Origin of the sequence: Mariniphaga sediminis (genome assembly GCF_003573545.1) — a bacterium.
Taxonomy (GTDB): Bacteria; Bacteroidota; Bacteroidia; order Bacteroidales; family Prolixibacteraceae; genus Mariniphaga; species Mariniphaga sediminis.
In genome coordinates, this window is the sequence record NZ_QWET01000006.1 from 209456 (window position 1) to 232803 (window position 23348).

Annotated in this window: 12 protein-coding genes; all 12 read right to left on the bottom strand. The window is 38.9% G+C overall.

Annotation, left to right across the window (positions count from 1 at the left end; translation table 11 throughout):
• Positions 1-77 precede the first annotated feature (77 nt).
• The 12 genes from D1164_RS09900 to D1164_RS09955 all read right to left on the bottom strand — a co-directional run bounded on the left by D1164_RS09900 (position 78) and on the right by D1164_RS09955 (position 23297).
• Positions 78-917 carry an alpha/beta hydrolase gene (locus D1164_RS09900; protein ID WP_119349809.1) on the bottom strand — a complete coding sequence of 280 codons (840 nt, stop codon included), beginning with the start codon at positions 915-917 and terminating at the stop codon, positions 78-80.
• Positions 914-2611: a right-handed parallel beta-helix repeat-containing protein gene (locus D1164_RS09905; RefSeq protein WP_172594405.1), complete on the bottom strand. Its 1698-nt coding sequence runs from the start codon at positions 2609-2611 to the stop codon at positions 914-916. The genes D1164_RS09900 and D1164_RS09905 overlap by 4 nt, the downstream gene beginning before the upstream one ends.
• Before the next feature lie 322 nt (positions 2612-2933).
• Entirely contained in the window at positions 2934-4592 is a 1659-nt protein-coding gene (locus tag D1164_RS09910) for a RagB/SusD family nutrient uptake outer membrane protein (protein ID WP_119349811.1), read from the bottom strand.
• A gap of 19 nt (positions 4593-4611) precedes the next feature.
• Complete coding sequence (locus D1164_RS09915) at positions 4612-7866, bottom strand: TonB-dependent receptor (protein WP_172594406.1); 3255 nt, start codon at positions 7864-7866, stop codon at positions 4612-4614.
• Positions 7867-8060: 194 nt separating this feature from the next.
• Complete coding sequence (locus D1164_RS09920; RefSeq protein ID WP_172594407.1) at positions 8061-9047, bottom strand: FecR family protein; 987 nt, start codon at positions 9045-9047, stop codon at positions 8061-8063.
• Positions 9048-9201: 154 nt separating this feature from the next.
• The gene (locus D1164_RS09925) at positions 9202-9828 is read right to left on the bottom strand and encodes an RNA polymerase sigma-70 factor (protein WP_119349814.1); all 627 of its coding nucleotides are present in this window, start codon (positions 9826-9828) and stop codon (positions 9202-9204) included.
• 416 nt (positions 9829-10244) lie between these two features.
• Positions 10245-12194, bottom strand: coding sequence for a GDSL-type esterase/lipase family protein (locus D1164_RS09930; protein WP_119349815.1), 1950 nt, complete (start codon positions 12192-12194; stop codon positions 10245-10247).
• Between the two features lie 390 nt (positions 12195-12584).
• Positions 12585-15584 carry a T9SS type A sorting domain-containing protein gene (locus tag D1164_RS09935; protein ID WP_119349816.1) on the bottom strand — a complete coding sequence of 1000 codons (3000 nt, stop codon included), beginning with the start codon at positions 15582-15584 and terminating at the stop codon, positions 12585-12587.
• 373 nt (positions 15585-15957) lie between these two features.
• A complete protein-coding gene (locus tag D1164_RS09940; RefSeq protein ID WP_119349817.1) occupies positions 15958-19443 on the bottom strand; it encodes a T9SS type A sorting domain-containing protein in 3486 nt (1161 codons plus the stop codon).
• A 131-nt stretch (positions 19444-19574) separates the two neighbouring features.
• Positions 19575-21563: a T9SS type A sorting domain-containing protein gene (locus D1164_RS09945; protein WP_119349818.1), complete on the bottom strand. Its 1989-nt coding sequence runs from the start codon at positions 21561-21563 to the stop codon at positions 19575-19577.
• A 6-nt stretch (positions 21564-21569) separates the two neighbouring features.
• Positions 21570-22421, bottom strand: a complete 852-nt coding sequence (locus D1164_RS09950) for an alpha/beta hydrolase (protein ID WP_119349819.1) — start codon at positions 22419-22421, stop codon at positions 21570-21572.
• A 12-nt stretch (positions 22422-22433) separates the two neighbouring features.
• Positions 22434-23297: a DUF4861 family protein gene (locus D1164_RS09955; RefSeq protein WP_241558276.1), complete on the bottom strand. Its 864-nt coding sequence runs from the start codon at positions 23295-23297 to the stop codon at positions 22434-22436.
• Between the last annotated feature and the right edge of the window lie 51 nt (positions 23298-23348).

Genomic DNA, 23348 nt, shown 5'->3' on the forward strand with positions numbered 1-23348 from the left:
TCCTGCAGCTAAATATACCCTTTTACTGGCTTAGATGGAAACGGTTTTCCTTTCTGCGAAATCTTTTCCTGCTCACATCAGCGGTTAATCTGAGCGAGCCACTTTTCAACCAAAGCAGGCCATGTTTCAGCAGCTACATTCCCCGGCCGCATCCCATATCCATGGCCACCGTGAGGCATTATATGCAATTCGCAGGGAATTCCTGTTTCGAATAATTTCCGGGACAAGGTCAGGCATCCAATGTTTGATATGTCATCATCTGCTGTACAAAACATAAAAATATTTGGATATTCTGTCTCTACCGGGTCAGGAAACGATAGTTTTTCGGTGTCTGTATGCAGCTCTCCCGGATAAATTAATACAGCAAAATCCGGGACGCTGGAAAACCTGTCTGCTGAATCAATCAAAGAACTAGTATTTTCAGAAGGGATGCTAAAAGTATGCGCGGACAGATTTCCACCAGCCGAAAATCCCATTGCCCCAATTTTTTGGGTATCCAATCCCCATTGGTCAGCTTTGCTTCTTACTATTCGAATAGCACGCCGGATATCCAGCAAAGCCTGATCTTTTTTATGAGGAACACTGTATTGCAAAACAAAAGCAGTTATCCCAAGACGATTCAACCACTCCGCAACTTCATATCCTTCCTTATCGATACTCAGATGCCTGTAAGAACCACCCGGGCATACAATGACTCCCATACCATGCGCAGCCGGAACTTGAGGATGAAAGGCAACTATTGCCGGATTTGTTACATCTGTTAACCTGTTTGCATTGTCTCCCCGGTCAGGCAATAACGTTGGATTTTTTTTCTCAATACCCTCCCTATTTTCAGGCCATAAGTATATAGTATCTTTCTCCTGGGCATAAACAGTAACGCCCAAAAAGAAAAACAGTAAAAAATAGAATCTCTTCATCTGTTTTGAAGTTTTACTATTTTCAAAATTTCGTTTTCACTGGAAGCCTCTGTTGAAAATTTCATAAAATACAGCCCTGTGGGCAGCAAGGATATATCAACAGAACTATTTGCAGATAATCCCTCTGAGATAGTCAACAGCTGTTCACCAGTTGAATTGAAAACCTCTATTTTTTTTACGGCTTTATCGGAATTATTCTCATTCTTAAAATATACCAAACCGGAAGTAGGATTTGGGTAAGCATCCAGTTTATATGCAGGAATTAAAGAACTGCTGCTTACCGGCCCGGCATACTCAAATGCCCCAATATCAAATGTACCGTCAGTCCTCAACGATCCGGCAATATCATGTTGCAAAATTTCGGGAATGTTTAAACCCGCATTTATAAGATTGCTGTTTTTAGAAAGAGAATAATCGTGGCCGGAATAATCGCTAAAATCATCGGGAGTTGCTACCACATTTGAATGGGTTACAGATGCTGCTTCTGGTTTCGAATTTACAAATGCACAATTTTTCATTACAAAGCCTGCAGGATCATATCCTCCGGAAGCAGGAGTAAAATATTTATCATCCGGCCGTTTATCAAAAGTACAATTGTACAAGTGTACCTTTTTTATATCCCTTTCAAACCAAACAGCCTGTTCGTTATTGTAAGCAATACTGTTTGTTATTGTTACAATAGCTCCCTCAGCCCAGTAATATCCTGACCATTCATAAGGTCCCCGAAGACGGAATGCAATTTTGTTGTCATGCAATACGCAATTTTCAATTATCGCCTCAACATTGTGTTTAATATTAAATGCAGCCCTGTTTTTTATAAACACCTTTCCGTCTTCATTTTTATAACCATAAGCCTCCACATTCCGGATGGTTATTTTAGGACGGTATACATTTATATCCTGCGAAGGATCTGTTTTCGTGTCAATGGCATTCTCCCCGGGGCATTCCCCTGCTTTAAATTGTGCCTCATTTGCAGGAAGCGGGCCTGTCCACAACACACAATCCTCAATTAAAACATTATCCCACAAGGGAGTGGTAAAAGAAGGATCAACCTGGATACAATCGCCGGATGTGTGGTGAATATTACAGTTGCGTATTGTAATATTGGTTGAATTTTTAATTTCAATGCCATGGGCATCTTTGGGATTATTAAAATCGCTTCTTAAAAAATAATAAATCTCACACCCTTCAATTAATGTATTGTCTGCAAATTTTAGTGAGATCCCCTCGTTGGTACCACGTCTGATTATACAGTTTTTTATCACATTATTATTGCCACTTTCAAGGTTTATTAATCCCATGGAGGAATAATTCCCGTTAAGAATTAATCCATCAAAAACATAATAATCTTCCCGGATGAGAACCACAGCGTCGTTCTGATTTCCAATGGTAATAGAAGGCCTGTCGCCCGGATCATCCGCTTTGATTACAATTTGTTTTCCCAATTCACCACTGTTAAAAAAATGGATTGGCTGACTAATGTTATAATCCCCAGGCATCACAAATAAGGTATCTCCGGCCTGTAGTAAATTCCTAATCTGGTAAAAAGAGTTGAACGGATTGCTTTTGGTTCCATTGCCATGGGAAGCAACATCGTCAATATAATATGAATTTTGCCCGTTGACCACAGCGACGGCATGAATATTTAGCCACAAGAAAATATATATCCACTTATCCCGGAATATTCTTTTCATCTGTTTCATTTTTAAGTTTATATGTTATCGGATTGAATGAGTAAGGGATGCAAAATTGTTTCATTTTGTGTGAATGTTATACTCAATAATTATTGCATCGTTTCTTTTCAATGGTTTTTATTTCACACACACCAATTGAAAAATTCTCAATAACCAAATTGACAAGAACAAAGCAGCACCCATCTCAGAACCAATTCCTTAAACAGAAGACAATTTATTCAAAACATTTGAACAGGACTTGTATATTAAATTGAAAGAGGTGCTGCTATGAATGGAGTAAATTACAGGCAGGTATTTAAATACCTGCCTGGTCTAACCTAAACTAACTACCATATCCTGGGTTTTGCGGATAATTTCCACTGTTTAAATCAATAGCTTCCTGCGGAATAGGTCTTAATAATTTCAGGTTTCCATCAATCCCTTCAAAAGGATTGATCCCGTTATGGAACCAGCCTCTGATTTCCCTATTGTACAATTTGGTGCGTTCAACAAGGGTTCCGGTTCTTGCTAAATCAAACCAACGATGATACTCTCCTATCAGTTCACGTGCACGTTCATCAAGGATTAAATCAATATCAACATCGGAGGGGGTTACCTCCATTTGGCTTTCTTTTCCCGGTTTAGCAGCTCTTTTTCTCACTTCATTAATCTTTGCCGCTGCTTTTATATTATCATCCATTTTGAAGTATGCCTCAGCTGCAATCAGGTAAGTTTCGCCAAGCCTGGCAAGAAAAATATCCCTGGTACTGCTGCTTGTTCCAAAGTCGGAAGAAGGATCATCAAATTTCCTTACGGTGGGAACAGAAACACCAACAATACCTAAAGGACCAGCCCACCAGATATCACCATATCGCCAGATCAAGGCTTCTGCACGATGCTCTATGTTTTCATTCCTCCAGCTTGTGGTATCATCGAATGCCCATGGTAGCACATAGTAATAGAGGGCATCCAAGCTTTCGGCATCTTTATCATAATAGTCATAATACTTATCGTAGTACACAGTCATAAAAGACGCTTCCCACCGGGAGTCATTCTCATTAAAAAGGTCAAAAACATATTTGGTCGATACCAACCGTGAACTTCTGTAAGGATACTTTTCTGAGGCACCTTCTCCTCCGTAATATGGCCCAAAGAAAGCGGACTGCATGTTACCATCCTGTTTTGGATCAAGCATGGAAACCCTGTCGTACTGAATGGAAAAAATTACTTCCGGATTCTGTTCGTTTCCGGGTCTGAATACTTCCTCGAACGAAAGGTCAAGCCCTTGTCCGTTAATTGCTGCTTCTGCATAGGAGGCAGCATTTGAAAAATCATCGGCTTCCGCATAAGACTGATACCCTCTTGTCAGGTAAACTTTTGAAAGAAGGTGACGTACAGCCCTTTTGGTTACCCTGCCAAACTGGGTCTGTGTTTCAGGAACCAGGGCCAGGGATTCTTTTAGCTCATCAATAATAAAAGTGTAAACATCAGCAGCCGAAGGGCGATCAAAAGCCGTTACAGGCTCACTAATCATATCCGTTACAATGCTTACTCCGCCAAAACTCTGAACCAACAGGAAGTAATAGTTGGCACGTAAAAATCTCAACTCCCCTTTCATCTGTTCCAGACCAGATACTTCTTCTGTCAGTTCGTTATAATACAACCCGGTATTACACATTTGAATTGCCTGATAGCAATCGCTAAAAAAGCTTTTCACATAAGAATCTTCAGAAAGCAGGTTTCTGTATTCACTTATTCCTTCGGGCTGTTCCGAACGACCTTCTTCATACATATCTGTGCCGGCACAAAACAGGTAAGGCTCCCCTCCATACACATCTCTTAAAGTAGAATAACAGGAACTAAATAAAGTGGCATAGCCGGACTCCGTCAGATAATACTCATCAGCAACCACATTTGATTTATTATCTTCAACCAGAAAATCCTGGCATCCTGTAATGAATAAAGTAACTATCCCTACTGATATTAATAATATTTTTTTCATTGTTCTAAAATTATTATTGTTAGAATTTTAAGTTCACTCCGAACTGATATGTTACAAAGCTGTTACCACCTCTTCCAAATGACGCACTCGCCCATTCCGGGTCGTAGCCATCGTATTCGGTCCAAACAAAGGGGTTAAGAACATTTACATATAACCTTGCATATTTGAGGTCGTATTTGCTTAAAAGTCTCTGCGGGATGGTATATCCTAAAGTTATATTCTTCATTTTTACAAATGATGCATCTTTATAATATCCTACAGATTTCCAATAAGGACCTGCATTCCTTACCATGGGATATTCATTGGAATAGTTGGCCGGATAAACGGTGTTCTCAGGAATATAATAGCTCATGCTAATTTTATTTCTTCCCCGGTCCGTAAAGTCAGTAAAATTCCGGTGAAAACTGCTATAAACATGTACCCCCTGACGTGTTAACAAAGAGGCACTTGCGTCGAACCCCTTGTAACGTAGGGTTGTGTTGAAACTACCATACCAATCGGGATACCTGCTTCCAATAATTCTTTTATCATCAGAATTTATTGCATCATTATCATCTAAGTCTTTCACTTTTGCCTGTCCGGGCAACTGACCGTATTTCAGGGCTTCTGCTCTTTCATCTTCCTGCCAGATACCATCAAACACATAAGTATAATTTACACTAACAGGCTCTCCAATAAACCAGCTGTTACCTATATCATCCTCCGTTCCACCGTACAATTCAACAATTTCATTTTTGTTTCGTGTAAAAGTAAAAGTAGTCTCCCAGGTTAGATCCCGGGTTTCTATGTTTATTGTTCTCAGCAATAGTTCAATTCCTTTATTACTTACTGAACCAACATTGTCAATCAATGATCCCCATCCTGTTTCAACAGGAAGTTTTCTTGTCATCAACAGTTCGTTTGACAGCCTGTCATATAAATCAACTGCACCGGATATTCTTCCCTGAAACAAGCCTATATCTACCCCGAAGTTCCATTCTCTTGTTCTTTCCCAGGTCAGGGATTTGTTAACAATTCCATTGGGAGCATACCCTTTTGCTATTTCTCCGCCAAAATCATAAAAAGTCTGGGTACTCGAAAGCAACTGTGTGGTATATGGATCAATATTATTATTTCCGGTATAACCATAACTAATCCTGGTTTTCAGGTTTGATATCACATTATTGTCTTCCAGGAAGCTTTCCCCGGAAACCCTCCAGGCAATAGCTGCCGACGGGAAAGACGCCCACTTGTAACCTTCGGCAAGTTTGGATGAACCATCCCAGCGATTAGAAACAGTGACCAGGTATTTATCACTAAATGAATAATTGACCCTTCCCACAAAAGAAAGTAAAGTCGATTTCAGAAATGCACTACTAATTTGCTGGTAGCTTTTAGCAGTACCCACATTATGGAAAAGGGAGTTATATGGAAGGTTTTCAGCCCTGATATAACTTGCTTCCTCCCGGAAATAATCCACGCTGTAAAGTCCCAGGAGATCAAGTTTGTGTTCATCTATCTCTTTAGTATAAGTAACCTGGTTGTCCCATATAAATGAAAATGATTGATCATGATTTATTTCCGCAGCGGGATCTTCCTTTTTTCTCTCTTCGGTAAGAGACCCATAATACCTGCCTCTTCTCCTGTGGTCTATTCTTGGTGCAAATGTCGATTTTAACGCCAATCCTTTCACTGGTGAATATTGTAAAAACACATTCCCCAACCCCACAAACCTCCGGGTATTGTCTTTTGAATTTTCCATATCCAATAATGGGTTTACTGTTCCTGTTGTTCTAAACCCATCATATTGAGCTGGCTGGTAAAGTAAGTTTCCAAGAGAATCATAAGGCGATGCAATGGGAGGCAACCTGAATGCATTAACATATGAATTACTACTTCCCAACTCCTGTTCTGAAACTGCCAGGTTAAGATTCATCCCTGTCTCCCACTTTTCAGATATTTTATGGTAAATATTAGCCTTCAGGTTATATTTATCCAGTGATTCGTTAATGATATTCCCTTTTTCATTTTGGTATCCTGTTGCAATAACATACGAAATACCATTCTCGCTTTTGCCTGCAATAGAAAGCCAATGGTTCTGCTGGTTTCCGGTTTGTGTTACCACATCGGCCCAATCTGTAAATTCCTCATCGGTAACCCGTTGCCTCAAAAACGGGCTATAAATCCAACCTCCAACAGTTTCATCATAATCCGTGTTTTTTAGTATCGCATTACTGATGTAAGCATTTTGTCTGTATTTCCACCATTCCAGACCGCCCATAAAATCGGGCATACGGGCTACTGATCTAACGCCATAATATCCGTCATACGAAATGGTAGTTCCTGATTTTTTAATACTGGCTCCCTGTTTGGTAGTTATAATAACCACACCATTAGAACCTCTCGAACCATAAACGGCCGAAGAAGAGGCATCTTTCAAGATATCTATTCTTTCGATATCCTGCGGGTTCAGGTAATTTATATCGCCGGTAACAATTCCATCAACCACATAAATCGGGCTACCTCCTTCCAGTGAATTAACCCCCCGTATATTAATCGAAAATTCAGTACCAGCCCGACCGGAAGATGCACCAATATCAACCCCGGCAACTCTGCCTTGTATGGCTTCCATTGCATTTACTGAGCCCTTTTGGGCAATAGTCTCAGAGCTTATACTTCCAACAGAACCGGTCAGGTCAATTTTTTTAACTGTTCCATAACCAACAGCTACTACTTCTTCCAACCCAATCGTTTCTTCCTCCATGCTCACATCGATTCGGGATTGTCCGGCAACAGCCACCTCCTGAGCTTTCATTCCCAAAAATGAAAATACCAGGGTAGCGCCTTCGGAAATGTTGGAAAGCGAGTAATCCCCTTCGGAATTGGTAACCGTACCTTGTGTAGTACCTTTTACTACCACGGTAACACCCGGCAGTGGCTGCCCACCGGGGTCAGTCACTTTCCCGGAAACCTTTTTACTCTGCTGAGCCTGCCTGTAAACATCCTGAACTTCAGGTTTTACTTTCAGGACGATAAAATCGTTTTCAAGAATTCGGTAATCAACCTCTGACTTGTTGAAAAGATGATTTAACACTTCATCAATTGTACTATTCTGAAAGTTGACATTCTTTTTTTCAAGAACATTTAATTTACCTTCTTCATAGAAAAACCGAAACTTACTTTGCTCTTCTATTTTCTTGAATACGTCTTTAACGGTAATACTATTCTCCTTCAAAGTAAACCGTTTATTTTGTGAATAAACAGAAGCCGTGCTACTCAATACACTTATAAACATTAATAAGAGAAAGCATTTCATAATTAATAACCCCTTTCTTAGCAACCTGTAAAATTCAGATTCCCCATTTTTTTGTTTTTTTTTCATAGATTTGTAATTACAAGTTAAACATTGTGCCTTTACTACTTTACTCAATTTAGGCACATTAATTTATCTCTGCGACCGGAAAATACAGCCAATATTTTCCGGTCTTTTTATTTCGAATATAAAAACACTACATCATCCTCCTGCTTATATTTAAGGGACGATGCAAATTCAAGTGCTTCCAGTACAATATCTATATTGTTATCCTTTATTGAACCGGTGTACATATGTTTTTTCACTTCCTCGTCGCCAAAAACGACTTGTATATTAAACCTCCGTTCCAGTTTTTTTGCCAGTTTTTCAATTGTTTCACCCTTTACGGTTAACTGGCCCCGGGTCCAGTCAGAAAAATGTTTGTCGGGAACTTCCAGTTTCGATGACTTCCCGGTAACTTTATCGTATTTCAACGCTTCGCTGGGTTTTAAAACAAAATAGTCATCTTCAACCTGAACCTGAATTTTCCCGTTTTCCAAAAAGGTAGTGATCGATGAATCCTCCAAATAGTTGCTTACATTAAAGCTTGTTCCAAGCACTTTAATCTTCAGATTACCTGTTTTCACAATAAAAGGGCGGGAAGCATCATGCTCAACCTGAAAAAATGCTTCGCCTTGCAGGGAAACTTCCCGCTCATCAGCTGAAAACGACGGTACAAATTTTAAAACAGAGCCGGCGTTTAGATTCACTAAAGAACCATCTGGTAAAACAACATTTGAGCGCTCTCCGTTCGGGGTAATTATTTCGGTAAAACCCGTGTCGGGGAGAATATTATTCCGGGAACTGGAAATAAAATAACCGATTGAACCGGACAAACCAACCAAAAAGAATGCTATGGCTGCATATTTTAGCCAAAGGGTCCTGGTTTTTGTCCTCTGATCTTTGATTGTTAATTCACGTATACGAGCCATTATCCTCCGTATCTCGTTTTCCTTTTTCTGCTCGTCAATCTCATTGTCAAGCCCCGTCAAAATCCAAATATTTTTCAGCGTTAAAAGTTCGCCCTTTCGTTGTTCAGAAACGGAACTCCACTCCCGAACAACCTCTATTTCCTTTTTGTTTGCCTGGCCTGAAATATATTTGAACAATAATTTTTCAGTCATTTGTTCCATTTACATTTAAAACGAATGGAAATCAAAATACCCTGAGTCAAAAACTCAATTTTTTAAAAATTTCTGAAAAACATATATTCAAAAAAAGAAAATACGCCACAAAAAAAATAATGTAACCAACTGAGAAAGAATGACAATTCCAACACTATTCCTTTAAAGAGAACACGGGCATATTTTTTAAAATAAGGAGCAGAAAGTTAAACGAACCTGGGAATTTTTGTTGCAGCGCCCCGCGGATAGTTTTTAAGGCTTTTGTAATGTGACTCTCAACCGTTTTGGGTGAAAGCTGAAGCATTTCACTTATTTCCCTGTTTTTTAGCCCATTTTTTCTGCTTAACAAAAATACTTTCTGGCATTGTTCAGGCAATGAGCAGATGGTTTGGTCAATTTCGGTTTGAAACTCTTTGGTAAATATATCATCCAGTACCGGGGCGGATAATGCTTCAAAACTTTCTGACAGTTGCATGTATTCCTCACTTTTATCTGTGCGGTACTGAAGGAGTAACTTCTCTCTACGAATCAAATCAATACATTGGTTACGTGTTAACGTGAACAGATAGGCGTTTAAAGAAGTATTATCCGCTAAATTGTTTCTGTGTTCCCATAATTGCAGAAAAACATCCTGAAGCACCTCCCGGGCATTTTCATCATTATTCAAATAACCTTTTGCAAAATTGAATAGTTTCTTATACCAGTGCTCCATAATTTTTTTAAACACCTGTTCGTTCCCAAGCTTTAAAGCCGACACATATATACCATCGTTTTTCAACATCAACTGCTATAAGATTTATGCCATTTATAATTCCTTAGAAAATCCAAAATAATAACTTTTTATTGAAATATGCGAATCAGAGTTGATATTAGCTGGCTATCAAAAATTCAACCCACTCCGGGATTGCCTCTTTACCCTGTATTGCCTTCCCTGAGCTTCGCACGGGGCTATTTTTATTTATGCCCTTCAGGCACTTCATTATCCCGAAAGGGATTAAACAATAATTACCACGGGTTTTACCCGTGGTAATGAAGCGGATACGAGAAGAACCCCAAAGGGGGTTCAACCCTGCGTATGAATTATATTTTTTTTGTTACGCTCTCTATTCGCTTGGGTATTTTACAACATAATATGAAACCATAATAGCTCCAATTTACCTTAAAGTAATAACTTCTAAAAGAATCTAAATGGCCTGTTTAGTAGCGGGGATACGTTTTAATTACTTTAAAAGACTTAAATAATAAATCCTCGTTTGATATCCTTAGGATATATATCCCTTCAGCATATCCTGAAGTATCCAGGAATATTGTTCCGCCTTTATTATGAATTAATTCGAATACTTTATCGCCTGTGGACGAATAAACAGAAACAATGCTATGTAAAGGTACATTTGCCACAGAAAGGGTATTATAAAAAGGGACAGGGTAAACATTAATATTGCCTATATCCAACCCCAATTCATTATTGTCTGTAACTAAAGGAGAATCGTAAAGGATGCGTATTGCGCCAATATAAAAGAATCCATAACTATTTGTATTATTAGCACCTTTCTCAACACTTAGGGTAACCCTCCCGTGGTCATCCGGCACAATATTATTTATAACTGCCATTTTATAAGTGCTATTTGCTACGTTTAAATTAGCTGTCCCTGAATTACTACCAACTATGGTATACTTTGTATCTCTGTTATCTGTAGCCTCCCTGGAAGCAAATATTTTAAAGTCATATTCAACATCTGTATCAAGATTTTCAAAAATAAAACTACATTTTGGGACGACCTTCCCATTAAATTCTTCTGTATGCCCATAGTAACTGTCAGAACTGGCGGTTGCGGGAATTTCCAGTGATGCATCAGGTGTAGTAGTACCCGAGGTGTTGACGGCACTAAAAATATCATTTACATAGGCAATAATACCGGTAGTATTTCCTTTTGAATCGATTAATTTTATTTTGGAATCCGGATTGTTGTTTGCAGCGGTGAAGTTATTCCAGTTTGGTGTCGACAGGTTTTGATTAGAGCCACAATCAATATTAATAATACCTGAAAGATTGCCCGTTAATGAAGATTTAGGATAGCTCACCTGGGGATCCTTCCACGAGATGAAGTCAAGGCAAACACTGCCTCCTTCATCTGAACACCTAACCTCAACACTATTTTCACCTTCTAAAAGATTTATGGTAACTTTAATTCTGTTCCAAATTTCTTCCGATCCGGTTGGCATAAAATTAAGAGTTTCAGGAATAATATCTCCGTTAACGAACAACCTGGCAACCGTTATACCATCCTTATTGGAATACCTGAAAGTTAAATCAACACTTTTATTTACTTCTGAAATAAGTTTATATGTAGCTGATGCGCCTGTATTTTTTGCAAAACGGATAAATCCATCGCCTGAATTTCCGTAAAAATCATTAAATATGTCAACACCTGAAGCAGAAATATACTTCTCTGCCTGGAGATAAGAATCAGAAAGGAACTCCAAAATTTCAGCATCTACAACACGTTGGAATAATATGCCATGGGCAGCATCATTCAAATGTACATTATCCCCACTATCGTAAATAGGATTAATTGTGTTATTTTCAGTAGCAATTTCAGTCCAAAAATCAAGGGTTTTATCCCCAAAATGTGTATAGGTGGAATCCCTCATATCAGTAAGTAGTTTTATACGGGTTTGATCGAAACTTCTTGGCTGAGTTGTACTTATCCAAACCGGAACATTTGCTGTATTGGCATGTTTCATTATGGTATCGTAATTTCTTAATTGGTCTGTAACAGGTATTCCTGAAAAAGCATCATTGCTGGGAAGATTTATAATAATAGCATCCGGGTTATAGTTTAAAGCTTTTGTAATATTTCTCAAATCGTCCGGAGTGGCTTGACCAGAAGGGGGAATATAACCTGTCGGCATAATATTGTAAGTCCTGTAACCTCCTTTCGCTAAATTAATGACAGAACTTTGTGAATTAACCGACTGGATATATCTTCTATAACGATTAACCCATGTATTGTCACTATCAGAGGGACCGGAGCCGGCTGCAGTCGATGACCCCAATACTACAATTGTCACAGCTTTATCCTGCGCGCTAAGGGAGTTGATAAATGGGAAATAACAAGTAATAATTAATAATATTATCTTCTTCATAATGAATAACCTTATTTTCAAACTTTTATACACTTAAGATCCAGACAAACAATTATTTCGAAACAGGATAAGTGGAATATCAAAGTGCTTATTAGAAATTGTTCAAGTTTTATTCCACGGTACTATATTACTTTGATTTTCAGTTTTACCCCAATCCTGGAGGGTATACTGAAAACTCTATCCTAGTGTCTGGCAGGAATCTACTCCCTTTAGAGTCGGGGTCAGACAAATTGATTTTATTAACAAATTATTATGTACATTGGTTAGACTGGTGTTCTAAAAATAACCACCCGGCAAAGATTCCGGGTGGTATTTTCAACATACATACTCCTAGAAAAACTCCTAAAGCAAAAGAGTATTAATTTAAAATCACAAACAGTTTCGGTCAGCTTACCTCTTAATAATTTTATATGCTTTTATTTTGGTATCATTATCTGATATTTTAAGAATATAGATACCTGCTTTAAGATCTGAGGTGTTCAGGGACATTTTTCCACCCTCATTATTTCTGGTTTCCAATATCTTACTTCCAGTTATTGTATAAACTGAAACGGTGCTATACAACGGGACCTTATCCAGCATAATTATATTATCGAAAGGAACCGGATACACCGAGATTTCATCATCATCAAGCTTCAATTCATCATTTGAGGTTATCGCGTCTGACAGAATACGTATGGCTCCAATATAAAAGAATCCCGTGCTATTATCATTTGCATCACCTTTTTCAACATTTAGGACTATTTTACCTTCTGCATCAGGAGTGATATCAGAGATGACCGCAACTTCAGATGTATTACTGGCGACATTGAGATTAGCTGTTCCGGTATTTCCACCAACTACGGTGTATTTTGTATCCCGGTTATCTGATGCGGTTCTTGAACCAAATATTACAAAAGTATATTTGGAGCCTTGTTTAAGGTTCTCAAACCTAAAACCTCCCGATGGAATAACTTTCCCATTAAATTCTCCGGTATGCCCATAGTAACTGTCGGACGTAGCGTTAACAGGCATATCTATTGCTGCTGCCGGCGATGTAGTACCTGCCGTATTAACGGCACTAAATGGATCATAAACGTAAGCACTTATACCAGTCATTTCCCCTTCGGCATTGACTAACTGAACTGTTGTGCCATCAGTATTGTGGGTAATACTAAAGTTGTTCCAGTAGGGTTGTGCCAGTGTTGCACTATCCCCGCAATCAATATTAATCAAAGCATCCAACTCCATAACAGTAGTAGTTGTATCATAGGCAATACGAATTGCCCCGATGTAAAAAAATCCTACACTATTATCATTGTTTTCTCCTTTTGAAACGTCAAGTGTAATTACGCCATTACCATCCGGATTGATATTTTCAATCGTAGCAACTTCAGATGTATTGCTGGCTGCATTCAGACTTGCAGTCCCCATATTTTGACCAGTAACAGTGTACTTTGCTTCACGATTATCTGTAGCTGTCCGGGAACCAAATATTGTAAAACTATATGCTGTATTTGGATCGAGGTTTACAAACTTGAAACCTCCTGTTGGGACTTCTTTTCCATTAAATTCCCCTGCATGTCCGTAATAACTGTCAGAAGTTGCGCTTGCTGGCATGTCCAGAGTAACGTCAGGAGTAGTAGTTCCTGAACTGTTTACTGAACTGAAAGTATCATATACATAAGCATCTATCCCGGTTTCATTCCCCCCGGAATCAATCAATTGCATTACAGAGTCAGGATTATTATGATTAGCTGTAAAGTTATTCCAATTGGGTGTAGTCATGTTTTGATCGGAGCCAAAATCAATATTAATGATTTTTACAGGTCCCAAATCCGGTTCAACCAATACTCCTACATAGGGAGTAGCAGGCACAGTAATGCCAGCTAAGCTATAAAGCGCATTTCGCCAAAGTGTAAGACCGTTCGTGGTAAAATTCTTTCCGCCATTCTTACTGATTGCACCAAAATTCTGCCCAAAGGAAATCATCCTTGCTTGTGTAGTTTCAGAACCAATTTGCGTCCCGGAAGGTATATCATTAACGAATATACTGGAAGCTGCATCTGTAATTTCAGCTGCCTCGCCTAACAGAGTACTCGTATTCGACATTGTAACACCCCGGGCATAGTTTAATGCTTTTGTTCCGCCAGCACCATTATCATCGGCAGTTTCTTTGAATACCGTAAATTTATTATCTGTAAAAGTAATACCATTAAACAATTCATTGGATTGATTTGCCGGATCCACTTCTATGTCCTTACCAGCAATATCTCCCCCTCCGGTTGGGCTGCCACTGGCAATGGCCCTGCCATCTTTTAATGCGTAAACTTTATTATAAACGAAAGGAACTGAAATTTGAGATAATGCTGCTGAACCTGTTGGCGATAAAATAGAAGCAGTGGAGCCAAAACTTTCCTGAACGACGACTAATTCGAAGCCTGTTAAATCAACAGTAGCATCATCTGCTACCGCAAAAACAGTTACATCAAAGTTTACATCTTCCTTTAATAAACGAATTATGACATCGTCATCTGTTGTAGAAGCTGTTGCATCCATTGTACGGTTAGAAGTAAGGTATGCAACTTTTGTAGGTTGAGCTGCCCCTACAGGTGTAGTGGGGACAGGAAGCCTGGCTAAGCTGTACAGCGCATTACGCCAGAGTGTGATTCCGTTATCGGTAAAATTTGTGCCATTATTTTTACTTATCGCACCAAAATTTTGCCCAAAGGCAATCATTCTTGCCTGTAACGTTTCAGATCCAATTTGTGTTCCGGCCGGGATATCGTTCAAAAATATAGTTGTTGCCGCATCTGTAATTTCACTCGCTGTCCCGAATAAAGTATTTGTATTGGACAATGTAACATCGCGTGCATAGTTTAATGCTTTCGTGCCGTCAGCCCCTGTATCATCAGCTGTTTCTTTGAATACATCAAATTTGTTACTTGTAAAGGTGATGGCATTAAACAATTCATGAGACTGCTTTGCCGGGTCTACTTCTATGGTTGTGCCTACAATTTCTCCTCCCCCGGTTGGGCTGCCACTGGTAACGGCCCGACCATCTTTAATTGCCCAAACTTTATTATAAAGGAAAGGAATAGAAATTTGTGACAGAGCAGCTGATCCTGAGGGTGATAAAATACCAGAAGTTGAGCCAAAACTTTCCTGAATAACTGCTATATCGAAACCATTCAGGTCAACAGTCGCATCATCTGCTACTGCAAAGACTGTTACGTCAAAGTTTGCATCTTTTTTTAACAATCGGATTATCGCGTCATCATCTGTTTTAGAAGCTGTTACATCCATTGCTCGATTAGAAGTAATGTATGCAACCTTTTTTTGTGCGTTACTGACAGATATGGCAAATACCATTAGTAAAACTGTGAATAATTTTAATGTAGAAATTTTCATCGTTAATTGATATTAGGAATTATAAAACTTTTAATCAAATTTTTGAGGTTTTACTGAGAATCAACTAAGTGTAGTCTAAGTATCTCAGGTGTCTTTTTATCCGTTTGAAAAACTATCTTTAGTCGGATAAATTTAGTTCGGATCTCTTTTGAAGACAAAAGTCTATACATCTCAGGAGTCTAGCCCGAGTCAAAAATTACTTCTTTCATGTTCTTTCATTTTTATATTAGTATTTATTCTTTTCCAAATATTGTAGCCATATAAACTATGATTCTCTCTTCAGTGACCTTCATTGTTGTTAATTATGATTGAATCCCGATCGTCGTGATGATTCTCAGGATCCAATCATTCACTTACATCATATCACAGAAACCTACCTCTTAAGTATTTTATGCAACTCCAACCTATTTCCCGTCTTTATTTTCAGGATATAAGTCCCCGGAGGCATCCCATGAAGATCGATTTGGGAATTATTACTTTGAGGTGTTATCTCAAGTATTTTTGTACCTAAAAGATCATACATTAAAACTTTACTTATCTTATCATTGGCTGATATATTAAGTTTGTCATTAACCGGGTTCGGATAAACTTTAATCATAGCCTCCTCAACTTCCTTTTCTGCAACATAATTCAGCTGTGCCGACTTTAATGAAGTTACCGGGGTTGTCGGTACAGTTAAACCTGCCAGGCTGTAGAAGGCGTTACGCCATAAGGTAATTCCTGCACTTGTGATGTTTGTTCCATAATCTTTACTCATTGCCCCAAAATTCATCCCAAATGCAATCATTCTGGCAGATAAAGTCTCTGAACCTACCGTTGTGCCTGCAGGTATATCGTTTAGAAATATTGAATTTGTTGTATCTGTAATTTCACTTACTGTGCCGATCAATGTAGTGGTGTCTGAAATTGTCAGATTATAGGTATAATTTAAAGCTTTTGTTCCTACTCCTCCATAATCACTGGCAGTAGTATCAAAGACACTAAATTCATTATTGGTAAAACTAATCCCATTAAACAATTCGTTCGATTGATGAGCAGGGCTGACCGTTATCGCCAATCCTGACGCATCTCCGCTTGAACCTCCCCCACTGCTAACGGCTCTATTATTTTGTAAAGCATATACTTTATTGTATATAAATGGGATGTTTATATTTGCCAGCCCGGCAGAACCTGTAGGCTTCAATATATCGGCTAAAGAGCTAAAACTTTCCTGCACAACAGCAATGTCGAAGCCCGACAAACTTATTGTACTATCACTGCCTACAGCGAACACCGTTACATCGAAATTGTCATCCGCTTCCAATAGACCAATTATAGTATCATTTGTGACGGCAGTTGCACTTGTATCCATGGTTTTATTGTAAGTAATATACGCGACCTGGATATTAGTAGTGTCTGGTACAGCCGGAACAGTATCATTAAGACCAGCCAGGCTGTAAACAGCATTATGCCAAAGCCTTAAACCATTACTTGTCATATTTGTACCATAGTCTGCGCTTATCGCTCCAAAATTCATCCCAAACGCAATCATCCTTGCCTGTAATACTTCTGAACCTATTTGTGCCCCGGAATCAAGGTCATTTATAAATATTGAATGCGTTGTATCAGTAATTCCGGTTGCTGTGCCCAATAAGGATGTTGTATCTGAGAGGCTTAACCCATATGTATAATTTAATGATTTGGTTCCGTCACCTCCATTATCATTTGCGGTTGAATGGAACACATCAAATGCATTATTTGTGAAAGTAATACTGTCAAACAATTCATTAGACTGGAATGAAGGGTCGACTGTAATGGACAAGCTTGAGATATCGGCACTGGTACCTCCTCCTGTATCAACAGCCCTATTGTCGCGTAAAGCATAAACCTTATTATAAATAAATGGAATATGGATATTTTCCAGCCCTGCTGAACCGGTAGGTTTTAAAATATCGGCAGTTGAACCAAAACTCTCCTGTATAATTGCGACGTCGTAACCTGTAAAGTCCACTGTTGCGTTATCCGCAACCGCAAAGACGGTTACATCAAGATTTTCATCCGCCCTTAACATTCGTATTATGGTATCATTATCAGTACTGGTTGCCGTGGTATCCATTACCCGGTTTGAAGTTACATATGCAATCTTTACAAGTGTTGTATCCGTAGTTGTTGTGTCAGCGCATGTTGTATCTGCAACGAAGGTCGAATTCATAAGCGCATAGGCCCATTCCTCAATGTTTGTATATCCATCATTATCGCCATCGCAATGTGGGTTTGAAGGAATACCTAATGTGTGCCTTGTGGGTGTATAATTCAGTTCGATATAAGGTGCATCCTGACCAACATAAGTCCCATTGGCTATTCCAAACACCGAAGCATCTCCTCCTATAACAATTTGTTGGTTAGCCCCAGCTGAAGTAGTTTGAATAATAATATGATGACAAAGCGGGTTGGGATGATCTATAGCCTCAGTACCCGATGGTAACTGTGCATTAATTGCACTTAACACCTGACTTTGATTTGTTGTATTGGTGGTTAAATTTATTGATGTACTATTTACCGTAAAGCTAACATTGTTGGCACTAAAGTCATAACCATTTAGCATATTGCCATCTCTTGTTAACAATCCATCCAGAACACTTAGATTATATGCTTTTGCCGGTTGAGCCCTTGGACTGTTCAAATAATCTTGCTCTCCAGCTTTTAATTTCACAATAGCCAGTGAATCAAAGTAATCCCTATTCCATGGTCTACTTCCTGAATTCACTAAAACGCTATCAATAACATCATCCGCAGGGACTATATTATATTCGCTAATATCAAGTACATTGGACGCAGAATTATCAGTAAAGATTGCATCTACATTTGTTGAAGGCATATAAGAGAAAACACATTGTCGTTCAGTGAACCCGGAATCTTTCCTGATACAATTATTGTCGTTCATATAAATTGTACTCGAGGTATTCAGCCCCATCCTCCAATAACTGAAATATTCAGATTTGGAATCAGTCATTGAAGGTGTTGGGTAAAAATTATTTCCGATAAATGCCCCGTTATTGCCTGTAGCAGCAGCTGAGACATCAACTCCTGTAAGTGCATAACCTGTAGCATAATTATTGATATATATGACCGAATCAGTAATGATATGAGGGAACCGGTTTGTAAACCACCCAAATAAGTTATTATATATTGAAGCCCTGATTGGTGACCTTACAATTGCCCCAAAACCATGAGCTTCCGGTTCATTTGGTGCACTTTCATTCGCATGATAAGAATAGTGTAAAGCTTCATATAATAAACAATTTGAAATGGTAAAATTCCCACTGTACACGCCAAATAGTTCATCTGATCCCCAGCTAAAAGAACAATGGTCAAGTACAATATTATAACTTCCTGATAATGCTGTAAAACAATCCTCAACATCAACAGTACCATCCGGTCTAAGGTAATCGCCATATCGGATAGCAATATTTTGCATTAAAAGGTCGTGTGAATTAAAATAAACGGCCATTGACTTTATTGTAATTCCGGGATCAGGTGCAGTTTGCCCATAAATATTGATATAGGGGCTTGTTATTTCAAACCAACGGGCAGCACCGCTACTATAATCTATTACACCTCCAACTTCAAAAACAACTATTCTCGGATAGGTTTGGGTTACAGCCCATTGAAAGGAGCCACTATAAGTACCTGTTTGCAAAACTCCTGCATAAAGGGTATCCACAGTTAAAACAATGGGTTCTACTTCGCTGCCGTAAGCACCTCGGGTCTCTGTACCATAGCCAACTGCCCCGGGGAATATTCTTTGCCCTTGAGATGTTATCCATACAGACAAAAAACTCATCAAAAGAATAATAAATTTTATGTTTAGATTTTTCATGATTTTAAAAATTTAGTTTTGGTATAAACACAAAGATTTTCTTACACTTCATTACTTTCTTTTCATTGGCAATTGTTTTAGGTTGAATATTTTATTGTTCCACTTAATTTTCATATCCACATAAAAATGTATCAATGAATAATGATTGATTTAGATACTCTGATATTTGTGCCTGACAACACATTCAGATTATAAAGGCCCGGAGAAAATTCAGAAAGGTTGAACTCTTTTGTGGTGAATTGTTCCGATCTTTCAAATTCTGAACTATATACCGTCTGACCAGAAACATTTGTAATGGTGATCTTTTTGATATATTCACCGTTCTGTAAATTCGATACATTTAAGAAAAACTTTCCATTATTAGGATTAGGGTAAATGGAGATGTTATTCAAAGAATTGTTATTGCCATTACCAATCTCAGTGGTGGAAGATATTATACCTCCGGGATTTGCGATGCTGTAGACCCATTCTTCAATGTTGGTATAGCCATTTAAATTATCATCTGAATGTGCATTCGCAGGTATATCCAAACTATTACGTGCAGATGGATATTCATAATCACCATAGGGTGCATCTTGCCCTTTATATGTGCCACTGGCAATCCCGAATACCGAAGCATCTCCTCCAATAACAATTTCCTTGTCACTACCAGGTGTAGTAGTTTGGATAATTATATGTTTACACATCCGGTTTGGATGGTCAATGGCAATGGTTCCTTCCGGCAATTGTGCATTAATAGCGTCCAGTACCTGGCTTTGACTTGTTGTATTTGCAGTTAGGCTTATTGTAGTCCCGTTTACCGTAAAAACTACGTTATTCGCACTAAAGTCATACCCATTGCCCATATTCCCGGCAGTGGTTTTCAAGCCATCCTGAGGACTTAAATTATAAGCTTTTGCAGGCTGTGCCCTGGGGCTATTCAAATAATCCTGATCACCAAATTTCAATTTTTCAAGAGCTAATGCGTCATAATAGTCTCTATCCCATGGCCTCATTCCGGAATTTATTAATATGCTGTCAATTACATCATCGGCAGGTACTATTTTGTACTTACTCACATCCACAACATTTTCTTCCGGGTTGTCGGTATAAATGGCATTCCGTTCTGTTTCACTCATGTAAGTGAATATGCAGTATCTCTGACTCTGACCTTCGTCGCTCTTAATACAGTTATTATCATGCATGTATATCGTACTTGAAATATCCAGGCCATTTCTCCAGTAAATGAAATATTCTGATTTTGAACTGGTCATTCCCGGAGTCGGATAAAAACTATTCCCAATAAATGCCGCATTATTGCCTGTTGCTGCTCTCCTGACATCTGCACCTAAAAGTGCATAGCCTGTAGCATAGTTGTTAATATATGCAATAGTATCAGTCCGAAACAAAGGAAATCGACTGGTGTACCACCCCAACAAACAATTATAGATAGTTACATTGGTGGGAGAACTTACTATTGCGCCAAATCCATGCGCCTCAGGTTCATTCTCCCCACTCTCATTGGCGTGATATGAATAATTTAAAGCTTCGTATGTTAAACAGTTTGATAAAGTGAAATTTTTCCCGTACGAACCAAATACTTCATCTGCCCCCCAGCTAAATGAACAATGGTCTACCACTGCATTATAGCTTCCATCTAATCCGGTAAAACAGTCTTCAGGCGAGATAGTACCATCTGGCCTTGGATAATCTCCATAACGAATAGCTATGTGCTGCATTAATAAATCATGCGACCTAAAGTAGATACAAACTGATTTTAAAGTAATTCCGGGGCTGGGAGCTGTTTGCCCATAGATGTTTATATACGGATTATCAATATGGAAATACCTGGTATTTGTAGTACTATAATCAATTACTCCTCCTACTTCAAATACTATTATTCTGGGAAAAGTTTGTGAAACAGCCCATTGAAATGACCCACGGTTTGTTCCTGTTTTTAGAATTCCTGCATAAAGGGTATCTACTGTTAAAATAGTTGGGGTTTCGCTTCCCTGGTAAGCTCCACGGAATTCAGTTCCAAATCCAACGGCACCGGGAAAAATCTTCTGTGCGCTCGATGAAATTGAAATGAAGAGTGAGCAAAAAACCAGGATGGAGTATTTTGTATAAGATTGTTTCATTCTATTTTAGTTTTGATTAGTTAGAATATATTTATACAGCCATTTTTCTGCTAATTCCGGCCACACGCGCGCTGCACTATAATTGGCGCGCATTCCATAGCCGTGGCCTCCTTCAGGAATCATGTGGAGTTCGACAGGAATTTTTAATTCAAGCAGCGCTTCAGCTACATTAAGAGAGCCATAGTTGGCGATACCGTCGTCAGCTGTAGCATAAATAAACATGGGAGGAGAGCCTGCTCCAAAAGATACATTTTCAGGCAATGCCCGGGAGTTGGCATTTCCCATTCCTCCCGGATAAATCAGCATGGCAAAATTGGGAATGCATGAAATTGTATCGGCGGCATCGGTTGGTTCATACAAATTTTTGGGGATACCCGATACCTGTGCACTTAAATTCCCTCCGGCAGAAAATCCAATAACGCCCAGTTTGTCAGGATTAATTCCCCACTCATTAGCTGTACTGCGTACCAGCCTCATTGCACGCTGAATATCCCGGGCAGCCAGGTCACGTTTGTCCGGCACCCTGTATTCCAACAGAAATGCTGTAACTCCCAGTTCATTTAACCACTCAGCTATTTCAGATCCTTCTTTGTTAATACAAAGATGCTTGAAGCCCCCACCCGGACTAACGATAACAGCTACTCCGTTCTTTTTATTTTCAGGAGCTTCAAAGACAGTTAATGAGGGGTTTGTTACATTGGTTAATCGAATGACACCATCGCCCCTGTCAGGCAGGATGGAAGGCTCTGATTCTGTGCTTGTATCCTCCCGATCAGGCCATAAAAACAGGGTTGGACTCTCCTGCGGGGTAACGAATAAATAAATAAATAAAAATGAGAGACTTATTACATATTTCATATTACTAATTTTTTAATGATTTATAGCTTCAATAAATTTCTCAATGGTATTAAGTTCCGGCTCCTTTGCATTCGCTGAAGTAATCCAGTATTCCAAATGCTTGCATGGTTTTGATACAAGCAGATACTGGTCATATTGACTTAATTTCTTTTCAAAATCATCAGGGTTATAAATGATTGCTGCTCCCAGTTCTACTCTATTAGCTACAATGTCTTCGGGATGAAGGCCCCAGGTTGCAATGTAGTTTGCTTCCTTAACTACCTTTTGGCTTTTGTGGTAATTAATACCAGTCACAAACTGTACATCATCATCCGTTAAGGCAAATGCCTCAACCCTGGCTTTTCGAATACCTGAAAAAACCGTAAGCCGAACCAGCACATCAACGGTTGTGTTTTTATAAGGCACATCTTCAGATAGCAATTCCATGAAAGACTCTGTTCCCTCTTTTTCCACGCGGGCAACCCGGTTTGAAACCGGATTAAGCAGTACAACTTTTTCTCCGTCCCAGAGACGAATACCCCCCAAGCCAACTGTTGCGCCAACTTTGTAATAGTCAGCCCCCCACCCTTCTGCCTGCTGTTTGACTGTAGGATACCAACGAGCTTTCCGCAGTTCTAAACCCGGTTTTGTTTTTGAATAGACATCAATGGCGGCCTTTTTATCAAAATAAAATCTAAATCCCAACCACTCATTTTCGACGGCAGGGCCATGATGCCCTAAATCGTAAAACAGATCTCCGGTTGCAGACCTAATTTCATTTAGATATACTGAGCTGTCACTTTTCGAAAAGAGGCTTATATCTGTTCTGTTTTGAGCGAATATCTGACCTCCAATTGAAACCAATAAAACGAATAGTATCATGTACCTGTAATGCATTCGAATATCTTTATAATTTATCTTCGTTTGTTTTTCATTTGCGTCATCACT

Coding starts and splice junctions, on each gene's coding strand:
- D1164_RS09900 (WP_119349809.1), bottom strand. CDS start 917: ATGAAGAGATTCTATTTTTTACTGTTTTTCTTTTTGGGCGTTACTGTT.
- D1164_RS09905 (WP_172594405.1), bottom strand. CDS start 2,611: ATGAAAAGAATATTCCGGGATAAGTGGATATATATTTTCTTGTGGCTA.
- D1164_RS09910 (WP_119349811.1), bottom strand. CDS start 4,592: ATGAAAAAAATATTATTAATATCAGTAGGGATAGTTACTTTATTCATT.
- D1164_RS09915 (WP_172594406.1), bottom strand. CDS start 7,866: ATGTTTATAAGTGTATTGAGTAGCACGGCTTCTGTTTATTCACAAAAT.
- D1164_RS09920 (WP_172594407.1), bottom strand. CDS start 9,047: ATGACTGAAAAATTATTGTTCAAATATATTTCAGGCCAGGCAAACAAA.
- D1164_RS09925 (WP_119349814.1), bottom strand. CDS start 9,828: ATGTTGAAAAACGATGGTATATATGTGTCGGCTTTAAAGCTTGGGAAC.
- D1164_RS09930 (WP_119349815.1), bottom strand. CDS start 12,194: ATGAAGAAGATAATATTATTAATTATTACTTGTTATTTCCCATTTATC.
- D1164_RS09935 (WP_119349816.1), bottom strand. CDS start 15,584: ATGAAAATTTCTACATTAAAATTATTCACAGTTTTACTAATGGTATTT.
- D1164_RS09940 (WP_119349817.1), bottom strand. CDS start 19,443: ATGAAAAATCTAAACATAAAATTTATTATTCTTTTGATGAGTTTTTTG.
- D1164_RS09945 (WP_119349818.1), bottom strand. CDS start 21,563: ATGAAACAATCTTATACAAAATACTCCATCCTGGTTTTTTGCTCACTC.
- D1164_RS09950 (WP_119349819.1), bottom strand. CDS start 22,421: ATGAAATATGTAATAAGTCTCTCATTTTTATTTATTTATTTATTCGTT.
- D1164_RS09955 (WP_241558276.1), bottom strand. CDS start 23,297: ATGCATTACAGGTACATGATACTATTCGTTTTATTGGTTTCAATTGGA.